The following is a 23,256-nucleotide window of genomic DNA, read 5'->3' on the forward strand; positions in this document are numbered from 1 at the left end:
ACTAGGGTTAGATAAATTGTAAATTATGGCAGCATTTGATTATCAGGCAGTAGACAGCCGAGGCAAAAACAAAAAAGGGGTTATCGAAGGTGACACCCCTAGACATGTGCGTAATTTATTGCGTGAACAGGGTTTAATGCCGATTGACGTTACGCCCTGCCTGCAAAAAAGTAAGCAAGAAAATAAGCGATCTATTTTTGGTGGTGGTAAAAAAATATCAGCGTCGGAGTTAGCATTAATCACACGGCAACTATCAACCTTGGTTGAATCGGGTTTGCCGATAGAAGAGTCTTTGATGGCTGTTGGTGAGCAGTGTGAAAAAAACGCGATGAAAAGTATGATTATGGCGGTGCGTACAAAAGTCACCGAAGGTTATGGCTTAGCTGAAAGTATGGCGGAGTTTCCACAAATATTTAATCACTTATTTCGCGCTATGGTGGCTGCTGGCGAAAAATCAGGCCACCTAGACAAAGTACTAGACCGTTTAGCCGATTACACCGAAAAACGGCAACAACTGCGCTCGCAGCTTATTCAAGCCTTGGTATATCCAGTTATTATGACCGTAGTGGCCACTGGCGTTATTGCTATATTACTGACTGCCGTGGTGCCAAAAATTGTTGGCCAATTTGAGCACATGGGTGCTAATTTACCCGCCACTACCCAGTTTCTCATTGCCAGTAGTGACTTTTTACGTGACTATGGTTTGGTTATTGTGCTGATTGTCGTAGCGCTGATGTTACTTTGGTCGCAACTGCTGAAAAAGGCCAGTTTTAGGTTTGCCTATCATCAGCGCTTTCTTGCGATACCCGGCATAGGTAAAGTAGCAAAAAGTGTCAATACTGCAAGATTTGCTCGTACCTTGAGCATTTTAACCGCGAGTGCCGTTCCTTTGTTAGAGAGTATGAAAATATCGGGTGAAGTACTCGACAATTTATATATTAAACAAAGTGTTAAAGAGTCAGCGGATAAGGTTAGAGAAGGAACAAGTTTACGGGTGTCATTAGAGCAAACTAAGTTGTTCCCCCCTATGATGTTACATATGATCGCCAGTGGCGAAAAAAGTGGTCAGCTTGAGCATATGTTAGGTCGAGCTGCAGATAACCAAGATCGTGAGTTTGAAGCGATTATTAATATATCATTAAAAGCATTTGAGCCGGCCTTAATGGTCGTAATGGCCGGTATTGTATTATTTATCGTGATGGCTATTTTACAGCCAATTCTTCAATTAAATACGTTAATAGGAAATTAGAAATGAAAGCAGTAAGAAATAGTCGAGGTTTTACCCTGTTAGAAGTTATGGTTGTTATTGTTATTTTAGGTATTCTAGCCAGTATGGTGGTACCTAACCTGCTCGGCAGCCAAGAGCGCGCTAATATCCAAAAAGCAGTGTCAGATATTAATGCTTTGGAAACGTCTTTAACCATGTACAAAATGGATAACTATAAGTACCCGACTACAGAGCAAAGCTTAGAAGCACTGGTCACTGAAACAGATATCGAGCCAGTAGCACGTCGTTTTCCACAAGGCGGTTATGTTAAGCGCCTACCTAACGACCCTTGGGGCAGCGAATATCAACTACTAAACCCCGGTGAACATGGCGTTATGGACGTTTTTTCTATGGGGCCTGATGGTGAACCTGGTACAGACGATGACATCGGCAACTGGAACCTAGGCGATTATCAATAATCAGTCGCCTTGATTATTGACTTATATGAAGCTTAAAAATGGCTATTTGCCTAAACATAAACATAAACATCGCCAGCAAGGCTTCACCTTAATCGAAGTGATGCTGGTGATTGTCTTGATTGGCGTTATGGTCTCTGCGGTACAATTTACTTTTTCTGGTAATAAAGCTGAACAACTATTGGAACAAAACAGTGCTCGCTTTGCTGGCGTTTTTGATGTTGCAGCAGAATACGGCCTGTTGAATAATATTCAGTTAGGTTTATTTATTGATAAAAATACTTATCAATTTTTGGGCTATGATGGTGTGAGTTGGTCACCGATTGCCAATAATCCTATGTTTGAGGTATTTACTTTACCTGAAGGTATAGAAATTACCTTGCAGCTCGATGATCTTCCTATCGAAGAACCCTTGTTGTTTGATTCGTCATTATTAATTAACGAAGATGAAGATAACTTTACTGAAGCAGACAAGAAAAAAACCATTCCTCAAGTTTATATGCTCTCTGGCGGGGATATCACCCCCTTTAGTTTAACGTTTTCATTGGCAGAGTTTGCTATTGATGGTGATGAAAATATCAGTTTTAAAGTATCGGGCATTTATACCACACCATTAACGATAGAAGGGCCGCTAGTGAATGCTAACTCTCGTTAACGCTAGTTTGAATAAATTGCAAAAAGGTTTTACCTTAATTGAGGTGATGCTAGCGATGGCGGTGTTTTCTATTGCCGGTATTGCTATCTTGGGTACGGCAGATACCAACGTGCGAAATTTAGGTTATTTAGAAAGTAAAATTATGGCAAGTTGGGTGGCATCGAACCAGTTAGTCGAAATAACAGTCAACAACGCATGGCCACCAAAAAATAATCAAAAAGGTAAAGTAGAGTTGGCAGGGCAAACATGGTTTTGGCAACAAAAAGTACTTAAAACCACAGATAAAGACATGCGATCGATTGTTATGCAAGTGCGACTCGATGAGAAAAAAGCCTCAGCGTTAACCAGTTTGACCACTTATATTTCTAAGCCTAGCCAATGAAAGCTGCCGTCATTGAGCATGGTTTGTTAAAAAAACCAGTCAGTGCTATGGCAAAGCGTAGCCAAGGCTTTACTTTGTTAGAAGTACTGATTGCAATTGCCATTTTTTCAGTGATCAGCATGGCAAGTTTTAGTATTTTTGAAACTGTGATTAATAGTGACACAGCAACTAAAGCACGCACTGATCGCATTAACGAACTGCAACGGGGTTTTTTAATTATCGAGCGCGATATGTTACAAATAGCTCGACGCAGCGTACGCTTAAACGGTGAAGCACCCCTGAGCGGTTTTTTACATACTGACAACGACAGTTTCACGACCAGTGAACAAGCTATAGCCTTTGTTCGTCATGGTTGGACTAATCCAGGTTTACTGTTACCTCGCAGTGATATGCAATCGGTAGCTTATCAACTCAACGAAAGTACCGTCGAACGAGTACACTTTAACTTTGTTGATGCGGTGTTAGGCGAAGAGCCAAAAGTAAGGCCATTAATATCGCAGGTAGAAAAACTAAATTTCGAATTTTATGATGGTAAAAAATGGCAAAAAACTTTACAAGAGCAGAGCTTGCCAATGGCCATTGCGATTGAAATAGACACCACAGATTATGGTATTATTCGTCGCCAATTTATTGTTGCTGGTGATAACCTGCAAGATAATGGGGGGTAGCAGTGATAAAAATTTTTGTCGGTAAACATACCACCAAAGGTGTTGCGCTAATCACCGTTATGCTTATTGTGGCGTTAATCGCTATTTTGGCAACGCAAATGACCGCGCGTTTACAATTACAAATGCAACGCACCACCAATATTGGCTCAAACCAGCAAGCCTACTGGTACGCTATGGGGGCAGAAGCGTTCGCAAAAAGAGTCTTAATACAATCTTTTGCAGACAACGATAAGGTAACACATTTAGGTCAAATTTGGGCGCAAGGGGAGAACACTTTTCCTGTCGATTTGGGTGAGATTACCGGTGAGATAACAGATTTAAATAGCTGTTTCAACTTGAATGCCTTACGAGCCAACGATGATAGCGATGACAGTAACAATACTAGTAATAGTGGTAATATAGCGAAAAAATCGCCAGCAAGAGCCGCGTTTGAAGAATTGTTAATCATTATGAATATCGAAGGGGTCGGCAGTTTTGAAGCGCAATATATGGCGGACGCTTTAACCGACTGGTTAGACGCTAATAGCAGTATCTCAAGCTCAGGTGGTGCTGAAGATAATGATTATGCCGCGAAAGAATTTCCCTATTTAGCGGCGAATAATTATCTTGCCAGTATCGGTGAGTTAAGAATCGTTGAGCATTTTACGGTCAATGTGATCAATAAATTAAAAGACTATGCCTGTGTTTTACCTAATACTAACCTTAATAAGATAAACATTAATACCATTGCATTAGATAAACCTGAAATACTTGTCGCCATGTTAGGGATAAGTCAAAATGAAGCCACACAAGCTTTGTCGGCGCGTGGTGAAAAAGGCTTCAAAAGTGTTGATGAATTCTTTAATTTAAGTGAGTTAAATAAAGCTAAAATTAGCCCAGAGAAAAAACAACAATTTGCTGTTACCAGTGAGTATTTTAAGCTTAAAACAACAGCAAGCTTTAATAACAGTTACTTTGCTTTGAATACTATTATGAAAGTAGACAATAAAAACAATATAAGTGTGATCAGTCGCATCATAGGACGAGAGTAATGGGTGAAACCTTATTTATCCGTTTAGGCAGCCAAGTTGAAAATAAAATTCACTGGCTGATCAAAACCAACGGACAAGAAGATATTATCGCAAGTGGTGAATTACCCAATGCCAGCGCATTGAGTCAATTAACTGAAAAATCGACAGCACGGGACGTCGTCGTTTTTGTACCAGCAAGTGACATTGCCATTAAACGCTTAAAAGTGCCTGGCTCATCTCAACGAGCTATTCGTTTAGCGGCGCCATATATGTTGGAAGAAACGCTGGCACAAGATGTTGAGCAGTTATGCTTCGCCTTTAGTGATATAAAACAAGATGAACAGGGTAATAACTGCTTTGTCGCGGCACTTGAGCGTAAGCAGCTCGAGCTGTGGTTGCAGTGGCTAGCCAATGCAGGAATATTTACTAAGTTAATTATCCCCGATGCCTTGGCATTACCCTTGGACAGCCAAAGTAGCAGCGCAGTGATGCTCGGTGAGCAAGTATTAATCAGACTTGGTGCATGGCAAGTTATGTCATTTGAAGCAAATGCATGGCCTATTATTGCGCAAGACTTTAGTACATTGGCAGAAAATACTACACGGGCAGAAAATAGTGTATTGGTAGATGAGGCACTAGCAGAAAATGAAAATGCCATTATGGCCTACTCACCTCTGTTGCAAGTACCAGCTGAAATAAACGTCGAATATTTACCCGAAGAGCTACCTTTAGCTATTTTAGCGAATAACCATTCTTCTAAATTCAATCTACTGCAAGGTGAGTTTCAAGTAAAAGAAAAACGTTCAGCAATTAAGACCCATTGGCTTTGGGTGGCCGGTATTGCCTGTGTCGCCTTAGTGCTTAACTTTACCCTTAAAGGGGCAAAGTTATATTCTTTATCACACCAGCAATCGGCTATTGAAGCGCAAATTATCGCCAATTATAAAGCCGCGTTTCCTCAGGCTAGGCGCGTAAAAGTGTCGACCGTTCGCTCACAGTTACGACAAAAATTAGCTGAAGTGGGTAATAGTGGCGAATCTTCAGGGTTTTTATCACTATTAGTCAAGCTTGAGCCCGCATTAGCTAGCGTGCCTGAGATAAAGCCACAAATATTAAAATTTGACGGTAAACGCCATGAAGTGCGTATGCAAACTATTGCTAAAGACTATCAATACTTTGAGAAGTTAAAAGTGGCGCTGGAAAAGGCAGGATTAACGGTAAGTTTAGGCGCACAAAATAATCAAGGTGAGCAAATTTCTGGCTCATTTAGTATTACAGATACCGCAGCTAAGAAGGGACGCTCATGAAAGCTTGGTGGCAACAGTTAAATAGTCGTGAACAACGTCTTGTTACAGTGATGTCAGTGCTTATGTCGATATTTATTTTATATGGTCTTATTTGGCAGCCGCTCACTGAAAATATCAATAAAACAACCTTAAAGCTTGAACGCCAACAAGCCTTGTTAACTTGGGTAGCAGAAAATAGCCAGCGCTATCAACAAGCAAAGCGTAATGCACGCGGCAGTTCGGGCGCAAGTTTGTCGAGTATCGTTAACCGCACTTCTCGCGCTAACAATATAACGATTACTCGTATGCAGCCCCAAGGCGTTGACTTACAGGTTTGGATTGATGAAATATCGTTTAACCAGTTATTAACTTGGTTAGAGCAATTAGCGATTAACGATGGTTTGCAAGTTAAAAATATAGATCTTAGTACAGCTGATCAACAAGGTGTGGTTCGTGTTCGTCGATTACAGTTAGGAAAGAGTTAATGAAAAAGAAGTTTGCTTATATTGCCATTTTTTTCACCGCGTACAGCGTTTTTGTCTTAGCATTAATGCCTGCAAATTGGCTGATGGCACAAATTAAATTACCTAAGAATATCACTATTGCTGCGGTAGAAGGTACTATTTGGCGTACTCGTATTGAGCAGTTAATGGTTGATGACGTTGTGATTAACCAAGTGCAGAGTTCATTGTCATTTATGTCGCTGTTAATGCTTGACCCAAAACTTGATATTAGCTTTGGTGGTGCTTTGGTCAATGGTCCTGAAGGACAGTTGACGATAAGTGGTTTATTATCTGACATGGTTATTAAAGATGCGCAGATAGCCCTTGCTGCAAATACTGTGACCGCCCGGCTTAACTTAGCGGTTGATGTTATTGCCCATGAGCAATTAGCGCTAACTATTGACCGTTTTATTATTGGCACGCCGATATGCCGTGAATTACAGGGTAATTTGCAATGGCGTAATGCCGGTATTACCGCCTTTGATGAAAAAGTTGAGTTTGGTACGCTTAAGGCAGAATTAACTTGTGATAAAGGCGAACTTGTCGCTGATATAGAGCCTAATAATGATTTAGGATTAAGTTATCGTGCCCAGTTAAAACAAGGTGGACATTTTTCAGGTAGCGGTTATTTGACCCCAGGGGCTAAATTTCCTGAGCAGTTAAGATCAGCATTAAGCTTTTTGGGTAAGCCAGATAATAAAGGTCGATATCGCTTAAAAATATAACGGTTATATAAGATATTCACTATTAATTCACCTAATGCCTAGGTGAGTGACATCAAACACATCATTAGCCTTAAGTGAGCGATTAACCCGTCAGGTCAGTGTCATATAAGTCCAAGAGATTATTAATTCTCGCACTTGCTGTTGTTTATCTCTGTGAGCAAAACACTATAATCAGTAATCGATGGGTAGTCATTAATCACTGCATTGGCTTTTTTACTATCAGGGTTTGCCACGGCTAATAAATGCTCAATGCCATATTTTTTAGCCGAATCGAGCATAACGACACTGTCATCAACAAAAAGTGTCTTCTCTAAGGCAAAACCATGTTTTTGATGCAGGCGCTGCCAGAGTAATTGTGATTCTTTTGTCACGCCAAATTGATGGGTTGAATATAGGGTATCAAAGTATTTGTCTAACTCAGTGCGCTCTATTTTTAGTGATAAACTATCAGGATGGGCATTGGTGACTAATACCACTTCACGTCCTGATGACTTAAGCGCGACTAGAAAATCATGCGCGTCACTGCGCAGTTGAATCAAATGTTGTACTTCGCGTTTTAGATCGGTGATCGACAGTTGTGTTTGCTGAGCCCAATAATCAAGACAATACCAGTCTATAGTTCCCGCCACTTTTTCGTAGTGATTGGCTAATGATTTTTGCGCATCAGCTAAACTGACACCGCGTAAATCACTATAGCGTTTAGGTAAGTGGTGTAACCAAAAGTGATTGTCAAAATGTAAATCAAGAATGGTGCCATCCATATCAAGTAAAACAGTTGAAATTTTTGACCAATCAAACATAGATTTTTCCCTAGAAACACGTTTATTATAGGAGCATACCAAAGAGGGTTGGTTATGTATTCAACGTTATCGTGTTATGGTTAAACTTTAGTTTTTTCAACGTTGCATTCTCAATTAAGTTGTTGCAATAAAGGCCGTTATGACAACAAATAAAGTACTACCACAAATTACCGCACGCAAGCAGGTTGCTAAAAGTCGTTTATTTTCGATTGAACAAGTTGACCTCACTTTTACCAATGGCGAAAAACGTGAATATGAACGCATGTCTGGCAAAGGCAGAGGGGCGGTAATGATTGTTCCTATGCTAGATCAACATACCATGTTACTCGTACGAGAGTACTGTGGCGGCACTCACACTTATGAACTTGGTTTTCCCAAGGGGCTGATTGATGCCGGTGAAAGTGCGGCAGAGGCGGCCAATCGAGAATTAAGAGAAGAAGTGGGCTATGGTGCAAAAAAATTAACTTCATTGCATACGGTTGCCATGGCACCGGCATTTTTTGACGCTAAAATGACTATCTTTCTCGCGGAGAATCTCTATGCTGAAAAACTGCTCGGTGATGAGCCTGAAGCGTTAGAATTAGTACCTTGGCCGTTAGCGGACTATCAACAGTTAATGCAAGAGCAAGACTTCAATGAAGCACGCAGTATTGCCGCGCTGTTATTAGTAAAAGATCACTTAGGAGGTGTTTTATGAGCCAGGAAAAATTATTATCAGTAGCACTTGAAAGTGCCAAAAAAGCGGGGCAAGAAGTCGCACGTTATTATAAACATGGTAATTATACCGCTGAAATGAAAGAAGATAATAGCCCAGTTACCAGTGCTGACATTGCGGCAAATGACATTTTAATGGACGAATTAAGCAGGCTAACGCCTGATATTCCGATTATTTCTGAAGAAGTTGGGGCGCTAGCACTGGCCCAGCGCAGTAAATGGTCACGTTATTGGCTATTAGACCCTATTGACGGAACTGGTGAGTTTATTGCTGGCAGTGGTGATTTTGCAGTCAATGTTGCTTTAGTGGAAAATGGCTGGCCAACCATTGGTGTTATCCATGCGCCTGATCATCAATTAACCTATTATGGCCAAGATAATTTAGGCGCATTTAAAGAAAATGATAGCGGCAGCCATAGCATACAAGTGGCAAAATATGATGGCCAACGCCGGATTAAAGTCGCGATTAGTCGTCGGCAAGATATTAACTTAATGGGTCAGTACTTAAATGATAAATACGACTTCGACCATGTTGCTTTAGGCAGTTGCTCGCTAAAAAACTGTTTAATTGCCGAGGGCGGTGCTGATTGTTATTTACGGGTTGGGCCAACAGGTGAGTGGGATACTGGTGCTAGCCATTGTATAATTGAACAAGCTGGCGGCAGTATTATTGACAGTGAATTTAAACCATTAACTTATAATCAACGTAAAACTTTGATGCAGCCTGATTTTTTATCTTTAGGTAATAAAGAAATTCCTTGGCAAGATATTATCAAGCCACACAGAACAACACGTTAACAATTAATAAAAGCCTAAAGCAGAGTATTAACCGACTCATATTCTTTAGGCACAAAGGTCAAGGTGAGAGCCTGACATAGATGGAGTATACAATGCGCAAAACAGCTTTAATATTAATTACCCTACTTGTTGCTACAACCAGTTTACCTGCTTTAGCTACATGGAAACTCGACAACTCAAATTCACTATTAAGTTTTATTTCGGTGAAAAAATCGGCTATTGCGGAGAACCATAGCTTTGCAAAACTGGAAGGCGATATTGACGCAAAAGCACAAGTTACTATTAGTGTTGACCTCGCTAGCGTAAATACTAATATTGCTATTCGCGATGAGCGAATGAAAAAGTACCTATTTGAAACAGCGAAGTATAGCTCAGCAAATTTTACAACTCAGCTTGATAAAACATTGCTTAAAGGTTTAAAGGTTGGTCAAAATCAGCAATTGAGTCTTAGCGGAATAGTAGACTTTCATGGTCTGCAACAAGCAGTAACTATCGATGTTAGTGTGGTTAAGCTCACCGCAGATAAAATATTGGTCAATACGATAAAACCATTTTTTATTAAAGCAGATGCTTTTGGTGTGGTGGCTGGCATTAATAAACTTAAAGAATTAGCCTCTCTACCAAGCATTGATTATGTGGTGCCGGTAAGTTTTTCTGTCAGCTTTGTTCGTTAAATTCAAAGCTTGTTAAGTTCAACGTTCGTTAAGTTCAGCGCTCGTTAAGTTCAAAGTTTACACAGAATTACTATTTATTCAAGGCACTTAATCAGTGCCTTTTTTTATGGTGTTTTAAGCGCTTTCTTCACTGTCTTCACTGAATTGATCGGTTGGTAAAATATTGACCGTTTCATGCAGCTCTGAGTAGACCAACAGTGCAGAGCCTTGTTTTAATTGCTGTTGCACTTGGGTGATTTTATCACTTAGTGATACATCTTCACTGCCATATTCTGTGCCTTCTCTAAGGACAAAGTTCTCAATAATGGCACTTAAAGTCTCGCTTGATAATTGTTCTAATGGAATGATCATAAATATCTCGTAAAAAACTCTGGTATACGTTGCTCTAGCCAAAATTTTGGCTTGAGTGGATTTTTACCACTAATGAAACCAACATGGCCGCCATAAGCACTAATCTCAAAGATTAACTGCTCTGGCAGGGTACAAATAGCGGTAGTGTTTTCATGGCATAAAAAGGGGTCATCGCTGGCGTGAATGATTAAACATGGGATAGTTATCTGTTTAAGTACATCTCGACCACTGGCTTGTTGATAATAGTCATTGGCATCGCGAAAGCCATTAACTGGGGCGGTGATCATTTGATCAAAATCTCGAATAGAGCGCACCTTATCTAAATGGTTTATATCTATATTACTTAATAAATTTGCATTTATTTTTTCAATGGTACTAGCTCTAAGCATATCAACTAAGTACTTTTGATAAACGCGCGAAAAGCCCTGATTAATTCTGTCGCAGCAACTTGATAGATCAAGCGGTGCACAAATCACACCGGCGGCTTGATAGATATTTTGTTGTTGTTCTGCCAAATATTTTGTCAGTACATTGCCACCCAACGAAAAGCCTATAATTGCTTTTTTTGCGGCAGGATAATTATCAGCAAGATGTTGGCTAAAGTACTCAACATCACAAGTTTGACCACTATGATACGACTTTGCCATGCGATTGGGTCGGCCACTGCAACCACGAAAATGCATTAAAACACCTATCCAACCTTGTGCTTTAATTGCCGATAACATGCCTTTAGCATAATGGCTATTTTTCGAACCTTCTAAGCCATGTAATACGGCGACAATGGGGCGAGAACATGAAGGAGAGACTTTTTCGGTCCACGCCAAATCAACAAAATCACCATCAGGCAACTCTAACGTTTCATTTGTGGTGTTAATGGTGTGACCACGCCGAAAAAACTTAGCGGCAATGGTTTGGCAGTGAGGGTTTTTAAGCCACCAAGCAGGGCTGAAAGAACTTTTGGTAAACATAACCTGGTAATAGTGTGTATTAAAAAAATATTGTACGTTAAAACGCCGTGGATGCCCAATGATTAGCTATAAACAGACAAGCTTATTTGGCTTAGATAAGTAGTGCAGAGAGTATTACCGAGAGTATACCGAGAGTAAAAAGAGAGTATACAGAGAATAAAAAGAGTTAGATCATAGAGTGAAGGTTAACAAGGTTAAGCATAAATTTAAGGCAGAGTTTAGTCGGCTTGAACTCAACTTTGTTTGGTAGGATTTGTGCTACTTAAAATAGGTAATATTAGCTTGCTTAGCTGATGACGATAACCTTAGCTGAATAAGCTATTTAATAGGCTTAGAAAGTAGCAAAAAAGTCAATGTTGAGCCGATAGCATTTATCTTGCTGTATTTCGACTGTGTATACGAGATCGCACTGTGTTAAGCGTACTAGGGCAATGACTTATTTTTTATCTTCACTGATATGCTTCAAAAAGTAATAGACATAAAAACCACATATACCAAGTAAAACCGCTAAGCCAATAAAAGAATAAATCACGACAGGGTCATTGATTAGCATGTTTAAAATGTTCATAGCCGACTCCAAAAATATCAAGATAGTAAATAAGTTAGGTAGCCATTGTAAATAATAACGCCGTGCTAGTTATTGATTTAGATCACCTTTATGGTCACTTTACAGGCCCAATATTAGGGCAGTAGTTGATACTGGTGTTGACTTCAACTATGGCTTATTTTTTATTTGATATACGAAATAAACGCTTTGCACATCAACTTGGTATAACTGAATTTTATCATTAAATTATTAACTGACAGATAAAAATAAACCCGCTAACGTTTGCTGCGGGTTGATGCTTTTTATCGATGGTTTTTATTTACAGGTTTATGCAAACAACCTTTTCGCTTAAAGGTTTTGTTCTAATAGCGCTTGTTTTAATTTCAGCTCTCTTTGTTGGATTATATTGCGGTAAATAGCATCCGCCTTTGCTCGGTTGCTTTTAACTTCTTCAACCGATAATTTATACTCGTCCATATCACGGCTTTTTTCTGCCATACCATAGCCACTTTTAGCCGCAATAATATTCCAGACATACGACATTTCTGTACTTTTAACGACCCCTTTGCCGTCAAAATACATTAAGGCGAGGTTAAATTGCGCGAGTGCATAGTTTTGATCAGCGGCCTTTTGATACCAGCGTGATGCTTGTAAATAATCTTGCGGTACACCGTTGCCATTATAAATCATCACCCCTAGGTTGAATTGTGCACGAGCTAGGCCTTTCTTAGCCGCTTTTTCCATTAAGGTATAAGCGGTTTTTAAATCTTTTTTAACAACTTCACCTTCACTATATAGCAAAGAAAGATCAAACAACGCGTCTGAATAATTTTTTGCCGCCGCCAAGTGTAATAATTCCACTGCCTTTATCGGGTCTTTAATCACGCCGTAACCATTTAAATAAACTAAGCCCATTTGGTATTGAGCAGGGGCATATCCTTCTGCAACTAAGGGTTCAAACTGTGCTATTGCGGCTTTAAACTCACCACGATTGAGATCGTATATGCCTAAATCTAAATCTGCGCTGTATGCAAAGCTTTGAGTAAATAAGGCAATACTGAGTACGAGTAAGGTCAATTTTTTCATTTTAATGTCCTATATTCTGCTGTTGTTGCCATTAAGCGCAATGACAAAGTATGTTGCTGCGATATATTAAGTGTAGCAATAAATTTATAATGCTTGTGACATTATCTCTTCAATTTGCTCTTCAAGGTCAAGCCATTGCATTTCATGCGCTTCTAAATCTTGTGTCAGCTTTGCTTGGTGTTTCAGTAATTCGGTCAGTTTGGTTTTATGCTCAGCTTGATAAATGTCACTGTCTGCTAATTTAGCTTCAACTTCAGTTAACTGGTCTTGGCTTTTTTGTACTAGTTTTTCAAACTTATCTGCCTGTTTGCGCAGTGGCGACGCTTTTTTACGTAATTCAGCTTGTTCTTTGCGCTGTTGTTTTTTATCAACTTGTGGCTCGCTAACGACTTTATTTGCTTTAACAGTTTGCTTTTTATCGTCATTTAACCACTGTTGATAGTCGTCAATGTCACCATCAAAGTCAGTTACATAGCCGTTAGCGACTAAGTAAAATTCATCGACACACGACTCTAATAAATAGCGGTCATGGGCAATAAGGATGATTGCGCCATCGAAGTCTTGCAGAGCTAGTACCAATGCTTGCCGCATTTCTAAATCAAGATGGTTGGTTGGCTCATCTAACAATAGCAGTTGTGGCTTGCCTAAGACAATAAGTGCTAATACCAAGCGTGCTTTTTCGCCACCAGACATAGTGCCGACCTTATCTAATGCTTGGTCGCCACTAAAGCCAAAACGACCTAAAAATGATCGTGCTTGTAATTCGGTTATATCGGCTTTTGCCCGTGTAATATGTTCAATAGCACTACTTGGTAAGTGTAATTGCTCAAGTTGGTGCTGTGAAAAATAGCCCACTTTTAAATCTTGCGCGCAATAACGCTCACCTTTAAGTAGGGCTAAATCTCCCGCTAGTGATTTTATTAATGTTGATTTACCAGCACCGTTTCGCCCTAGTAAGCCAATACGACTTCCAGGTACTAGGGTCATGCCAACGTCATTTAAAATAATGGCTTCATCACTGTAACCACATTGGCTCTCTTTTAACGCCAATAAAGGATAAGGTAGCGTCTCGGGCTGCTCAAAGTTGAAAGTAAATTGACTATCAACATGTGCAGGTGCCAAGTCAGGTAGTTTTTGCAGGCGTTTTAAACGACTTTGTGCTTGTTTTGCTTTACTGGCTTTAGCGCGAAAACGGTCAACAAATGAGGTTAAATGAGCGACTTCTTTTTGTTGTTTCTGATATTGCGCGTCTTGCTGGGCAAGGTGTTCGGCACGTTGGCGCTCAAAAGCACTATAGTTACCTGAATACAATTTCGCGGTTTGATGTTCAATATGGAGAATTTGGCCAATAACATCATCAAGAAAATCACGATCATGTGAAATAAGCACTAAAGTACCGGTGAATCTTTTTAACCAACGTTGTAGCCAAATCACGGCATCTAAATCTAAATGGTTGGTTGGCTCATCCAGTAATAATAAATCGGCACGGCTGATTAAGGCTTGGGCTAAATTTAAGCGCATTCTCCAACCACCAGAAAATGATTTAACCGGATTAACGAGTTGCTCTTGTACAAAACCTAAACCGTGTAATAACTCTCCCGCTCGTGCCGGTAAACTGTAACCACTGACTGCGTCAATTTGGTTGATAATGGTGGCTTCAAGCGTACCATTGTCGTCTTCACGAGCTTGCTCTAATTTTGCCTCTAGCTGGCGGTATTCAACGTCACCGTCCATAACATAATCTAAAGCTGAACGATCTAACGCGGGAGTTTCCTGTTTAACCGTAGCAATTTTCCAGCTTGCAGGCATAGAAAGGTTGCCCACATCTGATGGTAGTGTGCCGAGTAAGCTGGCAAATAAAGAAGATTTTCCACAGCCGTTTGCCCCAACAAGTCCAACTTTATGATTTGGATGTATAGTAAAACTTGATGATTTTATGAGGTATTTTGCACCTCGGGCTAAACTTAAATCTGTGGCTATGATCATTTATTGATACTCATTTTAATGCAGAACGCTATTGTCGCTTTTCCTTAGGGGGTAGTTCAAGGTAAAATAGAAACACTAGGCAGATATCTTGCTAAAACTGATAGAAAAATCACATTAAATTGAGTAAATAAGTGAAAAAACGATTTATAGCAGGGGCAACCTGTCCAAAATGTAAGGCAATCGATACTATGGCGCTAACTAAAGAAAACAGCGTTGAGACAGTAACCTGTGTAAATTGTGGCGATCAGATGGCGCAACCTGAAGAGCATGTTGCACAAGGAGTCAGGCCAAAAGAGCAAGTTATTGGTATTTTTAAACCAGATTAATGACTTGAAGGCTAAAAAAATTAAACACTATTTAGTGTTAGGCTCTGTAAAGTAGTCGCGCTTAATTGCTCGGCACTTTTAAGCCATGTTTTTTTTGGTTTCAGCTGATTTTGATATTTTGCCCAATACACTAGGTGTTAGTCTGATGAGTGTGAGTTAAAGCAGTAAAAAATGAACATCCTCGTTGCTGCTGAATTTGTTATTATTGGTTCGAGGAGTGAACTATTTTTATTCGTTTGGAAAATCGCTCATTAAATGCCTTGATTTTAACTTGATTAAGCTAGTTTCTTTAACTGAATTAACTTTTGTAAATTAGCGTCCCATAGAAAAAGTTAATCATTTTTTATCTGTTAAAAATAATATTCAGGCATTAAAAAGCTAGAAAGCCCAAATTTTTCAAGTTAAAGCATTCGGGATAGCACAAGTACCGAGTACTATCCCAGAGAAAATTCCAGCCGTTATTCAATATAGCCCAGTTAAGTTTTAAAGTTCATGGCTATAAAAGCTTTAATTCTTCTAGTAAGTCATGAATCTCAGCTTTGAGTTCTTTATCAGCAATTTTATTACAACTGATTTTAGCTTGTTCTAAATACTCAATAGCACCCGGTTTATCGTCTAACTCAACCTTTAAGGCAGCAATTGAAAAGCCAATAGATGAACGAAAATCTTTAGAGTTGATCGTTTCAGCCTTAACCAGCGCTTGTTGATAAATAGTAATAGCTAACGTTAAGTCGTCGGTAAAGTCAGCCAGTGTTTCCCATTGCACGGGATGGTCTTTATCGGTATTTTCATTTTCTTCACAAAGTTGTTTTAACTCGGCATAAAAGCCATCAAATTTGGCTTGATCTTGCTCTTGAGCAGCTGCCATTAAGTGATCAGTGAGGAAAAGCACTCTCTTGTATATTTTGGTGTTCATGCTGCGGCCTTTTTTCGGTTACTTTTAATGTTGGTTAACAAATGTTCAGGCGTTGATTATAGAGCTTTTATTATCACTAAACTCAGACTTATTCACCTAGATAAAGAGAATGTAAGGGAACATTTGTGTTTATTAATATCTAAAGCGTAGGCGTAGTGTTAGCTCAATTGCTTTATTAAATTGGCTTTGAATCTTTTAACACACACGACTTATATTTAACCCATGGCCATTAATAATGTGGTGGCGGTGGCTCAACTTCTTCTTTATCTTGTTGATCTGGCGTGTTTTCTTTAATTCTGTTGGCAATAATAGCTACTTGATGTTGAAGCTCTGCAAGTTGGCTTTGATGTATAGTTATCTCTTGGTTTAGTTGTTCGATTAGATCATCTTGAAATGCATTGCGGGTTTCAAGCATTTCAATAGCTTGGGTTAATTCATTAACTGATTTCACTGTTTATTTACCTGCCATAATTCGGCGTATCCTGAAGAGCTTTCGGTGATTACTTGATTATTATCCCTAAAAGCGACGCTATAAACAACTGCCCCAGCCGGTCTAATATCATCACGGGGTAAAACGCGCCAGCTAGTTAGCCGTTCGCCGCTAGCAATATCCCATACGCTAACCTTGCGAGAAGGTGCGCCGGTTAATAGTTTAGTGCCATCAGGTGAAAATTGCACCGCACTAAAAATTTCTTGGCGATTAAAGTACTTTAACCTGGAAATTAACTGACCCGTCTTTAAATTCCAAATACTGGCTGATTTTTTACTGTCGGCGGTGAAGGCATAGCGTCCTTTAGCGTCAAGTGCCACCATAGTCACGCGGCTAGGGTGATTAAAACGATAGATAACTTGTCCCGAAACGGTATCCCAGACATAAGCTACAAAATCATTAGAGCCAGAAATAGCCACCCGGCCATTAGGTAACATATCAACCGCATTGATTTTTTCTTGATGCCCCAAAAACTCTAAGCGGCGACCATTAGCAATAGTAATGTGTACGACCTTACCGTTGCTTTGCCCAATGAGTAGGTAATCACCATTATTTGCCACGGCTACATCACGAATGGTAGATTCGGTGATCGACCAATAACCTTCGGATTGGCCATTGTCTATATTCCACAATGAAAAGTCATGGCGATTAGCGGTTAATGCATGACTGTTATTATCAGCAATATCTACCAGCAGTACTAAATTATCAGCGCTATTTTGCTGCTGTGACCAGTTATATTTCAGCGCATTTTTGTCTAAATCCCACAAACTGATGCCATGATGAATGGATGAGACAACACTGAACTTAGCGTCATTAGAGATATCAGCCGCGTAGGCTCCCTCTACAGCATGTTGCCACCTTTTTTCTGGCGCTTGGCCCAGAGGCTGACAAGCTGTTAGCAATATCAACACTAATAAAAACAAAAGCTTGGCTTTAAGAATAGTTAAGTTAGAGTTCAGCAAAATATTAATACTTTTTTCTTAGGGCATTTATCGTTAGTATAAGCGGCATTGTTTCACAATTCACACATATTTAAATGACTTAGCGGGAATTTCTGACTGAGTAGTAAAACGGAGATGTAAATGAGATTTTTTAAACCAACGGTAGTCGCTATTGCTTTATTATCAGTAATGGGTTGTCAAGAACCAGTTAAGCAAGAAGCACAAACAGTTGCGCTTGATACAGAAATACAAAAGCAAGCTTACGGCTTAGGTGCTTCAATTGGTATGTACATGGAGCGTAATCTAGAAGAGCACAATAAACTGGGTTTAGTTTTAGACAAAACACTTATTATTCGTGGCTTTACCGATAGTATGGACGGTAACTCTCAAATTGAAAAAGAAGACATTCAAGCGTTGTTGATGAATTTAGATCAAGCAATGAAGGCAAAGCAACAAGAGCAAGCGACAGTAAGCTCAGAAACAAGCTTAGCTGAAGGTCAAAAATTCTTAGCAGAAAATGCTGAAAAAGAAGGTGTTCAAGTTACTGAGTCGGGCATCCAATACGAAGTTTTAACCGCTGCTGACGGCGAAAAGCCTGTTGCCACTGATACAGTAAAAGTGCACTACAAGGGTACTTTCCTTAATGGTGAAACCTTTGATAGTTCATACGAACGTGGCGAGCCAGCTGTTTTTCCACTTAATCGCGTCATTTCAGGTTGGACCGAAGGTGTGCAGTTAATGTCAGTCGGTGCTAAGTTTAAATTTACTATTCCTGCAGAGCTTGCATATGGTCCTAAAGGTAATCCACCACGCATTCCAGGTAACTCTGTACTTCAGTTTGATATTGAATTATTAGAGATTCAAGAACCAGCAGCTCCAGCGCAGGTTGGCGATAAGTAGATAAATAAAAGCTTACATATTTTTTCATAGCAAAACCAACCATCTAGGTTGGTTTTTTGTTTCTAACCCTGCAGCCGCATTGCATAAAATTAGGCTATTTGGTTTGTTATAAGTACTCAAAGTACTCAGCAATAGTTAAACTTGAAGTTAGTCTGTATGAGTTAATACCAAATTAATTAGCCCTGCTATGCCATACTTATTTTCATTTTTGATCTCAAAACTTCTAAAATATCTCTGCGTTGACCGTAATTGTAGTCAAATACTAGCGTCATCAGGCTACAATTTATTGGCATCAATCTCTAGGAAGTATCGCATTACCGCGTTAAAAAACTGAACTTTTAGTATTAGCGCAATCTCATAGTCAATAACATCAATGTATTGTGTTGGAACCAAATTCAATTTGCCCGTTATATTTAGGAAAGCACGAACGCCCAAACTATTAAACGAAGGTATCGGATATATCAGTGGTTAAAACCAACCTCTCTTCTCATCAGTCACATAGTGACCTCGACAGTAAGGTATGTTTGGAATATGTTGCTTTGGTATATCCTCAAGAGTATGAGCAACTGAATTTTCATGTAAACCTTTACAGTTAACTAAACACGAGCAGGTAAGTTTAATAGGCACTCTTTGGCTGTTAAGAGTCCCCTCAAGACCTTACGGCATTTTTTTGCGAAAACAATTTCGGTATGGCTAACAAATATTACGCTATTGTATTGCGCGCCAGCGAATAGACTTTGCATTTAGCTATGTACGTTGACAATGTTAGTTTATGTCGGCAGGAAAGCAGCAGAAACGGCTAAGGCGTTTGTTAAGCACTTTAGCTGCGCTTTAACTAAGTTAAATCAACTACGCGATTAAATTGTGCTCGTTTGCGGTTTTTCTAAGTAGGCTGCTTCTTTTACAGCGTTAGCAATAATCAACCTACCTATTGTTTGAGATGGAATATGGCGTTGTTGGTAATACTGATAAAGTAGCTACTTGGCAAACCTTGTTATCAGTAATTATTTTTTTTGTGATTTAAGTTATTCACTTTGAACAAGCTTATTTAGAACTTATAACGTCACTAAATCATATTCTTAAATTTTAGGCAATAAAAAAGCCTTACCGAAGTAAGGCTTGAAATGCTCGCTATATGGTCTAGTAAACTAGCTTCTTTTTATTTGTTTCTTTATTATTTTTATTGTTTTTATTATTGTTTTTCTTTAGCGCGGGACATTTATAGCAAAGGCTTTTTCTCTGTGCAACAACTTTAATAGAGCATATATTCCACGAATATCTTCGTATAATGTATGTGTAAATTGACTACTCTTAGTCTGTTTTTTTTGTTATCGAGGTATTGATCAAGCTAGAAGTTAAAATTTCAATAAACTGGTTCCTTTAAAGAAGCGTAACAAAGTGTAAAAAAATGTTATCTATCAAGTTGTAACGTGAATATTAGCTAATAAAAAAAAGCTGATTAAAAGCACCTTACCTGGTCTACCACTTAAAGCATATTATAGATATATTGTTATTGCTTTATAGCTTTTACTAAAAAATATAAAAAAATAAAATTTTAAAAAAGTGAAATTATTTTAGTGAAAATGCTTGCTCTACTAAAATGGCGATTTATTGAGTCAATGATATGCGCTTGTATCTGGCTTTAATATGGTTTGCGAATTAAACTTTGCGATAGTATTTTCCCTCACAGTAAAAATAAGGCATATCTTTTATCAATGCTGTAAGCGAGCATAGATTTGATTTGGACATAGATCAATAAAATTTGAAGTGGTAGAATGCGCGCATACAAATAGCGGAGAAAAATTTTCATGACTGAATTAAAAAATGATACGTATTTACGTGCGCTATTGCGCCAACCTGTTGATTACACACCTGTTTGGATGATGCGTCAAGCTGGACGTTATCTACCTGAGTATCGTGAAGTACGCAAAGGGGCTGGCGATTTTATGTCGGTTTGCCGTGATGCTGATTTAGCTTGTGAAGTCACCATTCAACCTTTACGTCGCTTTCCCCTTGATGCGGCAATTTTATTTAGTGATATTTTAACTATTCCTGATGCTATGGGTTTAGGTCTGTACTTTGAAACAGGCGAAGGGCCTAAATTTGAACGGCCAATTACCTGTAAAGCCGATGTTGATAAAATTGGTATTCCAGACCCTGAAGGTGAACTGCAATATGTGATGAATGCAGTCCGCACCATTAAGAAAACGCTGAATGGTGATGTACCGCTGATTGGTTTTTCTGGTAGTCCTTGGACGCTTGCCACTTATATGATTGAAGGTAGTAGCTCAAAAGCTTTCACTAAGATCAAAAAAATGATGTTTTCAGAGCCAAAAACATTACACTTATTATTAGATAAGTTAGCTGACTCAGTTATTTTATATTTAAATGCTCAGATTGCTGCAGGCGTGCAATCGGTAATGGTATTTGATACTTGGGGTGGTGTTTTGTCACCTCGAGACTATAAAGATTTTTCATTGCAATACATGGCGAAAATTGTTGACGGTTTAACTCGTCATAATGATGGTCGTCAAGTACCAGTAACATTATTTACCAAAAATGGTGGCATGTGGTTAGAAGATATCGTTGCAACAGGTTGTGATGCGGTTGGTCTTGATTGGACCATTGATATTGAAAATGCCAAAGCGCGTGTTGGTGATAAAGTGGCACTACAAGGTAATATGGATCCATCAATGTTATATGCGCCATTACCCAGAATTGAGCAAGAAGTGTCAAAAATATTAGCCGGCTTTGGCGAAGGTGGCACTGGGCATGTGTTTAACTTAGGTCACGGTATACATCCAGATGTAAACCCAGATCATGCGGGCCACTTTATTGAGTCGGTTCACCGTTTGAGCAAGCCATATCATCGATAAGCCGTACTTGTTAGCAATGTTATTTGTGTCTTGTTGGCGCAAAGTAATTTAGTTTATTGTATTTAAAGGAGCCTGTGGCTCCTTTTTTTTGCCTTGAAATTATAATGCAATGGCTTACTTGTAAAGTACGACTAGGCAGTTGCTAATAAGTTGCTAAATATACAAACAGACTGGCTGTTTATTTATACCAATCTCACTAATTACCTGATCATTTCTACTGGTTAAAACAACCCACTACTACGTTATTTATTTAATAATTAGCATAACGAGTTATTGAAATAAATGCCTTATATTTGATTGTTTTTCCTGAGTACAAAGTAGTCCACCTAATTAATGAAATTGGTATTAGGCTTTGGTTATTGCTTTTAGATTAAGGTATGCTGAGGTATAAATTGATTCTAAAAGGACATGACAATGATCACCAATAAAATTTTTTCATCGATGTTAGCGATAACCTTTTTACTCAGTGCTTGCGGCAGTAGCTCAACCGACAAGGATGAAGCTAAAACAGTTAAAGCTGATGAGATGATAGCTCAAACTGAGCAGGAAAATAATAGCCAGCAGATGGAAACTAAACTTATTGAGACACCGGTAAATACTCATAAAGCATTAACAGGTCATAATATGGAAGACAGAACAAATAAATTGCAAGATGGATTTAATGGCTGGCAACGTGGTCGCGTACAGTTTTTAAATTTAGAAGGTGGCTTTTACGGTATTATTACTGATTCGGGTAAAAAAATATTGCCAATGAATATGACAAAAGAGTTTGCGCAAAATGGTGCTATTGTTCGCATCAAAGGCAAAGTAAAAGATGTCATGACCATTCAACAATGGGGCACACCTTTTACGATTACTGATATTGAGCTTATAAAACCAGGCAATAAAGTCAATAATGCCGACATGTAATCCTCAGTAAGCAGCAGTAAGAGGTAAGTAACTAGTTATTTATGTTATTAATAAGTTATGGGCAAATAAGTGGCTGAGTAAATAATGCTAAGGTTTTACCGTGGTCACTGACTTGTATTTGATATAGGTGACGATATTGTTGTTCGGTAAGATCTGCGACATCTAATGCACTGAGTAATGCTGATAATTTTGCTGTGGTGTTACTGTGACCCATCACTAATACATTTTCTTCTTGTTTGAGTAACAGCTGTGCCAACTGACTCAGTTCTTTTGACGAATATTGCTGTGTTGCCAACTGTTGCTGTTTAGCAAAAGGTGCAGCTGTCGCCATGGTAAGGTGGTAGGCTGTGCTATATACCCGCTCCACTTCAAGGTGCAGTTTCAGAGCTAAGCTAGGAAATCAGATCAAGGCGCGATACGAAGATAATGGTTATTCCCTTATCAAGTAGTGCAACGCTGGACTGGTTTTCTAGTTTAGCTCCCTACGGGCAAGCCGATAAAGGGTCATCTCCAGCGTTATTGATTTCGACAATAGAACAGCTATTCTCTTCAATCCATGCCTAGTAGCTAACCCTTTCTCGACTTGCACAAACCTGCACCTTGAAGTGGAGCGGGTATATACATGTTTGATTTGGGTGTACTCAAGCATAGTAGCAATTTGCTGTGCTCTTAATTGACCACATTGGGTCAATTTAGGGTCATCCTGCACTGCTTGCTTTTCTGCATGGCGAACTAAGTAATACCAATTTGATTAATTAAGTGATCTACTTTTTCATGAGGAAAAATGGATAAATACAAGGCATAAAATTTAATCAGTAGTTATTCTACTTATAAATTTTATAACGCTGTAGTTATTCATTTTAACCATTAAAAATGAGCAGGTAATTAATCAACTTGGCTATGTCCCAATTAACTGTGTCTGCGATAACAACAGGCTGTTTTCATTGGGGTTATCACTTGATTCAATAAACCTATACCAACTTAGGTAATTATCGAGGTATTTCGTTGCTACGCCGTGAAACCGAGCTATCCAGCCGTGAAGTCTGCCGTGATAAGCGTTAA

26 protein-coding genes and 1 pseudogene are annotated in these 23,256 nt (G+C 39.0%); 16 read left to right on the forward strand and 11 right to left on the reverse strand.

Translation table 11 applies throughout. The features are described from left to right. Positions 1-25: 25 nt before the first annotated feature. From gspF to ESZ39_RS06110, 9 genes are read left to right on the forward strand one after another with little or no spacing between them, the layout of a single operon-like run. Complete coding sequence (gene gspF / locus ESZ39_RS06070) at positions 26-1,249, forward strand: type II secretion system inner membrane protein GspF (protein ID WP_146879015.1); 1,224 nt, start codon at positions 26-28, stop codon at positions 1,247-1,249. 2 nt (positions 1,250-1,251) lie between these two features. Continuing rightward, positions 1,252-1,686 carry a type II secretion system major pseudopilin GspG gene (gene gspG, locus ESZ39_RS06075; protein ID WP_146879016.1) on the forward strand — a complete coding sequence of 145 codons (435 nt, stop codon included), beginning with the start codon at positions 1,252-1,254 and terminating at the stop codon, positions 1,684-1,686. A 25-nt stretch (positions 1,687-1,711) separates the two neighbouring features. Further along, positions 1,712-2,338, forward strand: a complete 627-nt coding sequence (gene gspH / locus ESZ39_RS06080) for a type II secretion system minor pseudopilin GspH (protein ID WP_146879017.1) — start codon at positions 1,712-1,714, stop codon at positions 2,336-2,338. Next, positions 2,322-2,720 (forward strand): type II secretion system minor pseudopilin GspI, encoded by a 399-nt coding sequence (gene gspI / locus ESZ39_RS06085; RefSeq protein ID WP_146879018.1) that lies wholly within the window; start codon positions 2,322-2,324, stop codon positions 2,718-2,720. The genes gspH and gspI overlap by 17 nt, the downstream gene beginning before the upstream one ends. Next, positions 2,717-3,388, forward strand: coding sequence for a type II secretion system minor pseudopilin GspJ (gspJ, locus tag ESZ39_RS06090; protein WP_223270263.1), 672 nt, complete (start codon positions 2,717-2,719; stop codon positions 3,386-3,388). The genes gspI and gspJ overlap by 4 nt, the downstream gene beginning before the upstream one ends. A 2-nt stretch (positions 3,389-3,390) precedes the next feature. After that, positions 3,391-4,419 (forward strand): type II secretion system minor pseudopilin GspK, encoded by a 1,029-nt coding sequence (gene gspK, locus ESZ39_RS06095; protein ID WP_223270264.1) that lies wholly within the window; start codon positions 3,391-3,393, stop codon positions 4,417-4,419. Continuing rightward, on the forward strand, positions 4,419-5,705 hold the full coding sequence (gspL, locus tag ESZ39_RS06100) for a type II secretion system protein GspL (protein ID WP_146879019.1): 1,287 nt from the start codon (positions 4,419-4,421) through the stop codon (positions 5,703-5,705). The genes gspK and gspL overlap by 1 nt, the downstream gene beginning before the upstream one ends. Continuing rightward, positions 5,702-6,169: a type II secretion system protein GspM gene (gspM, locus tag ESZ39_RS06105; protein ID WP_146879020.1), complete on the forward strand. Its 468-nt coding sequence runs from the start codon at positions 5,702-5,704 to the stop codon at positions 6,167-6,169. Before gspL ends, gspM begins: the two co-directional genes overlap by 4 nt. Further along, positions 6,169-6,912 (forward strand): type II secretion system protein N, encoded by a 744-nt coding sequence (locus tag ESZ39_RS06110; RefSeq protein ID WP_146879021.1) that lies wholly within the window; start codon positions 6,169-6,171, stop codon positions 6,910-6,912. Before gspM ends, ESZ39_RS06110 begins: the two co-directional genes overlap by 1 nt. A gap of 122 nt (positions 6,913-7,034) precedes the next feature. Here ESZ39_RS06110 and yrfG read toward each other — a convergent pair whose 3' ends face one another. Next, entirely contained in the window at positions 7,035-7,712 is a 678-nt protein-coding gene (yrfG, locus tag ESZ39_RS06115) for a GMP/IMP nucleotidase (protein WP_146879022.1), read from the reverse strand. 139 nt (positions 7,713-7,851) lie between these two features. On the opposite strand from yrfG, the gene nudE reads away from it, so the two are divergent. The 3 genes from nudE (at position 7,852) to ESZ39_RS06130 (ending at position 9,898) form a co-directional block, all read left to right on the forward strand. Then, positions 7,852-8,409, forward strand: coding sequence for an ADP compounds hydrolase NudE (nudE, locus tag ESZ39_RS06120; protein WP_146879023.1), 558 nt, complete (start codon positions 7,852-7,854; stop codon positions 8,407-8,409). Further along, positions 8,406-9,224 (forward strand): 3'(2'),5'-bisphosphate nucleotidase CysQ, encoded by an 819-nt coding sequence (gene cysQ, locus ESZ39_RS06125; RefSeq protein WP_146879024.1) that lies wholly within the window; start codon positions 8,406-8,408, stop codon positions 9,222-9,224. Before nudE ends, cysQ begins: the two co-directional genes overlap by 4 nt. Before the next feature lie 92 nt (positions 9,225-9,316). Then, on the forward strand, positions 9,317-9,898 hold the full coding sequence (locus ESZ39_RS06130) for a YceI family protein (protein WP_191321713.1): 582 nt from the start codon (positions 9,317-9,319) through the stop codon (positions 9,896-9,898). Positions 9,899-10,012: 114 nt separating this feature from the next. Here the strand turns inward: ESZ39_RS06130 and ESZ39_RS06135 are convergent, their stop codons facing one another. The 5 genes from ESZ39_RS06135 to ESZ39_RS06155 form a co-directional block, all read right to left on the reverse strand. After that, positions 10,013-10,249, reverse strand: a complete 237-nt coding sequence (locus ESZ39_RS06135) for a YheU family protein (RefSeq protein WP_146879026.1) — start codon at positions 10,247-10,249, stop codon at positions 10,013-10,015. Beyond that, complete coding sequence (locus tag ESZ39_RS06140) at positions 10,246-11,217, reverse strand: hydrolase (protein WP_146879027.1); 972 nt, start codon at positions 11,215-11,217, stop codon at positions 10,246-10,248. The genes ESZ39_RS06135 and ESZ39_RS06140 overlap by 4 nt, the downstream gene beginning before the upstream one ends. A gap of 436 nt (positions 11,218-11,653) precedes the next feature. Further along, positions 11,654-11,785 carry a DUF3149 domain-containing protein gene (locus tag ESZ39_RS06145; protein WP_146879028.1) on the reverse strand — a complete coding sequence of 44 codons (132 nt, stop codon included), beginning with the start codon at positions 11,783-11,785 and terminating at the stop codon, positions 11,654-11,656. Between the two features lie 327 nt (positions 11,786-12,112). Then, complete coding sequence (locus tag ESZ39_RS06150; RefSeq protein WP_146879029.1) at positions 12,113-12,850, reverse strand: tetratricopeptide repeat protein; 738 nt, start codon at positions 12,848-12,850, stop codon at positions 12,113-12,115. An 84-nt stretch (positions 12,851-12,934) separates the two neighbouring features. Next, a complete protein-coding gene (locus ESZ39_RS06155; RefSeq protein WP_146879030.1) occupies positions 12,935-14,836 on the reverse strand; it encodes an ATP-binding cassette domain-containing protein in 1,902 nt (633 codons plus the stop codon). Between the two features lie 131 nt (positions 14,837-14,967). Between ESZ39_RS06155 and ESZ39_RS06160 the strand changes: the two genes are divergently transcribed. Beyond that, entirely contained in the window at positions 14,968-15,162 is a 195-nt protein-coding gene (locus tag ESZ39_RS06160) for a YheV family putative zinc ribbon protein (RefSeq protein WP_146879031.1), read from the forward strand. A gap of 496 nt (positions 15,163-15,658) precedes the next feature. Here the strand turns inward: ESZ39_RS06160 and ESZ39_RS06165 are convergent, their stop codons facing one another. The 3 genes from ESZ39_RS06165 to ESZ39_RS06175 form a co-directional block, all read right to left on the reverse strand. After that, on the reverse strand, positions 15,659-16,078 hold the full coding sequence (locus tag ESZ39_RS06165) for a tetratricopeptide repeat protein (RefSeq protein WP_146879032.1): 420 nt from the start codon (positions 16,076-16,078) through the stop codon (positions 15,659-15,661). Positions 16,079-16,307: 229 nt separating this feature from the next. Continuing rightward, a complete protein-coding gene (locus ESZ39_RS06170) occupies positions 16,308-16,529 on the reverse strand; it encodes a SlyX family protein (RefSeq protein WP_223270265.1) in 222 nt (73 codons plus the stop codon). After that, positions 16,526-17,530 (reverse strand): WD40 repeat domain-containing protein, encoded by a 1,005-nt coding sequence (locus tag ESZ39_RS06175; RefSeq protein ID WP_223270266.1) that lies wholly within the window; start codon positions 17,528-17,530, stop codon positions 16,526-16,528. Before ESZ39_RS06175 ends, ESZ39_RS06170 begins: the two co-directional genes overlap by 4 nt. 120 nt (positions 17,531-17,650) lie before the next feature. Between ESZ39_RS06175 and ESZ39_RS06180 the strand changes: the two genes are divergently transcribed. The 3 genes from ESZ39_RS06180 (at position 17,651) to ESZ39_RS06190 (ending at position 22,194) form a co-directional block, all read left to right on the forward strand. Next, positions 17,651-18,409, forward strand: coding sequence for an FKBP-type peptidyl-prolyl cis-trans isomerase (locus ESZ39_RS06180; protein WP_146879033.1), 759 nt, complete (start codon positions 17,651-17,653; stop codon positions 18,407-18,409). A gap of 1,808 nt (positions 18,410-20,217) precedes the next feature. Beyond that, on the forward strand, positions 20,218-21,285 hold the full coding sequence (gene hemE, locus ESZ39_RS06185) for a uroporphyrinogen decarboxylase (protein WP_146879034.1): 1,068 nt from the start codon (positions 20,218-20,220) through the stop codon (positions 21,283-21,285). Between the two features lie 414 nt (positions 21,286-21,699). Continuing rightward, positions 21,700-22,194, forward strand: a complete 495-nt coding sequence (locus ESZ39_RS06190) for a hypothetical protein (RefSeq protein WP_146879035.1) — start codon at positions 21,700-21,702, stop codon at positions 22,192-22,194. A 55-nt stretch (positions 22,195-22,249) separates the two neighbouring features. Here ESZ39_RS06190 and ESZ39_RS06195 read toward each other — a convergent pair whose 3' ends face one another. Then, entirely contained in the window at positions 22,250-22,525 is a 276-nt protein-coding gene (locus ESZ39_RS06195; protein ID WP_146879036.1) for a hypothetical protein, read from the reverse strand. Between the two features lie 567 nt (positions 22,526-23,092). Continuing rightward, positions 23,093-23,256, reverse strand: a pseudogene (locus ESZ39_RS06205) (IS1595 family transposase); the annotation flags it as partial.

This window comes from Colwellia sp. C1TZA3 (assembly GCF_007954265.1).
Taxonomy (GTDB): domain Bacteria; phylum Pseudomonadota; class Gammaproteobacteria; order Enterobacterales; family Alteromonadaceae; genus Cognaticolwellia.

Excerpts from the sequence above, each read along its gene's own strand:
- gspI (WP_146879018.1), top strand. The coding sequence starts at position 2,322 with ATGCTAACTCTCGTTAACGCTAGTTTGAATAAATTGCAAAAAGGTTTT.
- gspM (WP_146879020.1), top strand. The coding sequence starts at position 5,702 with ATGAAAGCTTGGTGGCAACAGTTAAATAGTCGTGAACAACGTCTTGTT.
- nudE (WP_146879023.1), top strand. The coding sequence starts at position 7,852 with ATGACAACAAATAAAGTACTACCACAAATTACCGCACGCAAGCAGGTT.
- gspL (WP_146879019.1), top strand. The coding sequence starts at position 4,419 with ATGGGTGAAACCTTATTTATCCGTTTAGGCAGCCAAGTTGAAAATAAA.
- cysQ (WP_146879024.1), top strand. The coding sequence starts at position 8,406 with ATGAGCCAGGAAAAATTATTATCAGTAGCACTTGAAAGTGCCAAAAAA.
- ESZ39_RS06190 (WP_146879035.1), top strand. The coding sequence starts at position 21,700 with ATGATCACCAATAAAATTTTTTCATCGATGTTAGCGATAACCTTTTTA.
- ESZ39_RS06195 (WP_146879036.1), bottom strand. The coding sequence starts at position 22,525 with ATGGCGACAGCTGCACCTTTTGCTAAACAGCAACAGTTGGCAACACAG.
- ESZ39_RS06180 (WP_146879033.1), top strand. The coding sequence starts at position 17,651 with ATGAGATTTTTTAAACCAACGGTAGTCGCTATTGCTTTATTATCAGTA.
- ESZ39_RS06110 (WP_146879021.1), top strand. The coding sequence starts at position 6,169 with ATGAAAAAGAAGTTTGCTTATATTGCCATTTTTTTCACCGCGTACAGC.
- gspG (WP_146879016.1), top strand. The coding sequence starts at position 1,252 with ATGAAAGCAGTAAGAAATAGTCGAGGTTTTACCCTGTTAGAAGTTATG.
- ESZ39_RS06145 (WP_146879028.1), bottom strand. The coding sequence starts at position 11,785 with ATGAACATTTTAAACATGCTAATCAATGACCCTGTCGTGATTTATTCT.
- gspF (WP_146879015.1), top strand. The coding sequence starts at position 26 with ATGGCAGCATTTGATTATCAGGCAGTAGACAGCCGAGGCAAAAACAAA.
- ESZ39_RS06155 (WP_146879030.1), bottom strand. The coding sequence starts at position 14,836 with ATGATCATAGCCACAGATTTAAGTTTAGCCCGAGGTGCAAAATACCTC.
- ESZ39_RS06140 (WP_146879027.1), bottom strand. The coding sequence starts at position 11,217 with ATGTTTACCAAAAGTTCTTTCAGCCCTGCTTGGTGGCTTAAAAACCCT.
- ESZ39_RS06135 (WP_146879026.1), bottom strand. The coding sequence starts at position 10,249 with ATGATCATTCCATTAGAACAATTATCAAGCGAGACTTTAAGTGCCATT.
- yrfG (WP_146879022.1), bottom strand. The coding sequence starts at position 7,712 with ATGTTTGATTGGTCAAAAATTTCAACTGTTTTACTTGATATGGATGGC.
- ESZ39_RS06150 (WP_146879029.1), bottom strand. The coding sequence starts at position 12,850 with ATGAAAAAATTGACCTTACTCGTACTCAGTATTGCCTTATTTACTCAA.
- gspH (WP_146879017.1), top strand. The coding sequence starts at position 1,712 with ATGAAGCTTAAAAATGGCTATTTGCCTAAACATAAACATAAACATCGC.
- gspJ (WP_223270263.1), top strand. The coding sequence starts at position 2,717 with ATGAAAGCTGCCGTCATTGAGCATGGTTTGTTAAAAAAACCAGTCAGT.
- ESZ39_RS06130 (WP_191321713.1), top strand. The coding sequence starts at position 9,317 with ATGCGCAAAACAGCTTTAATATTAATTACCCTACTTGTTGCTACAACC.
- hemE (WP_146879034.1), top strand. The coding sequence starts at position 20,218 with ATGACTGAATTAAAAAATGATACGTATTTACGTGCGCTATTGCGCCAA.
- ESZ39_RS06165 (WP_146879032.1), bottom strand. The coding sequence starts at position 16,078 with ATGAACACCAAAATATACAAGAGAGTGCTTTTCCTCACTGATCACTTA.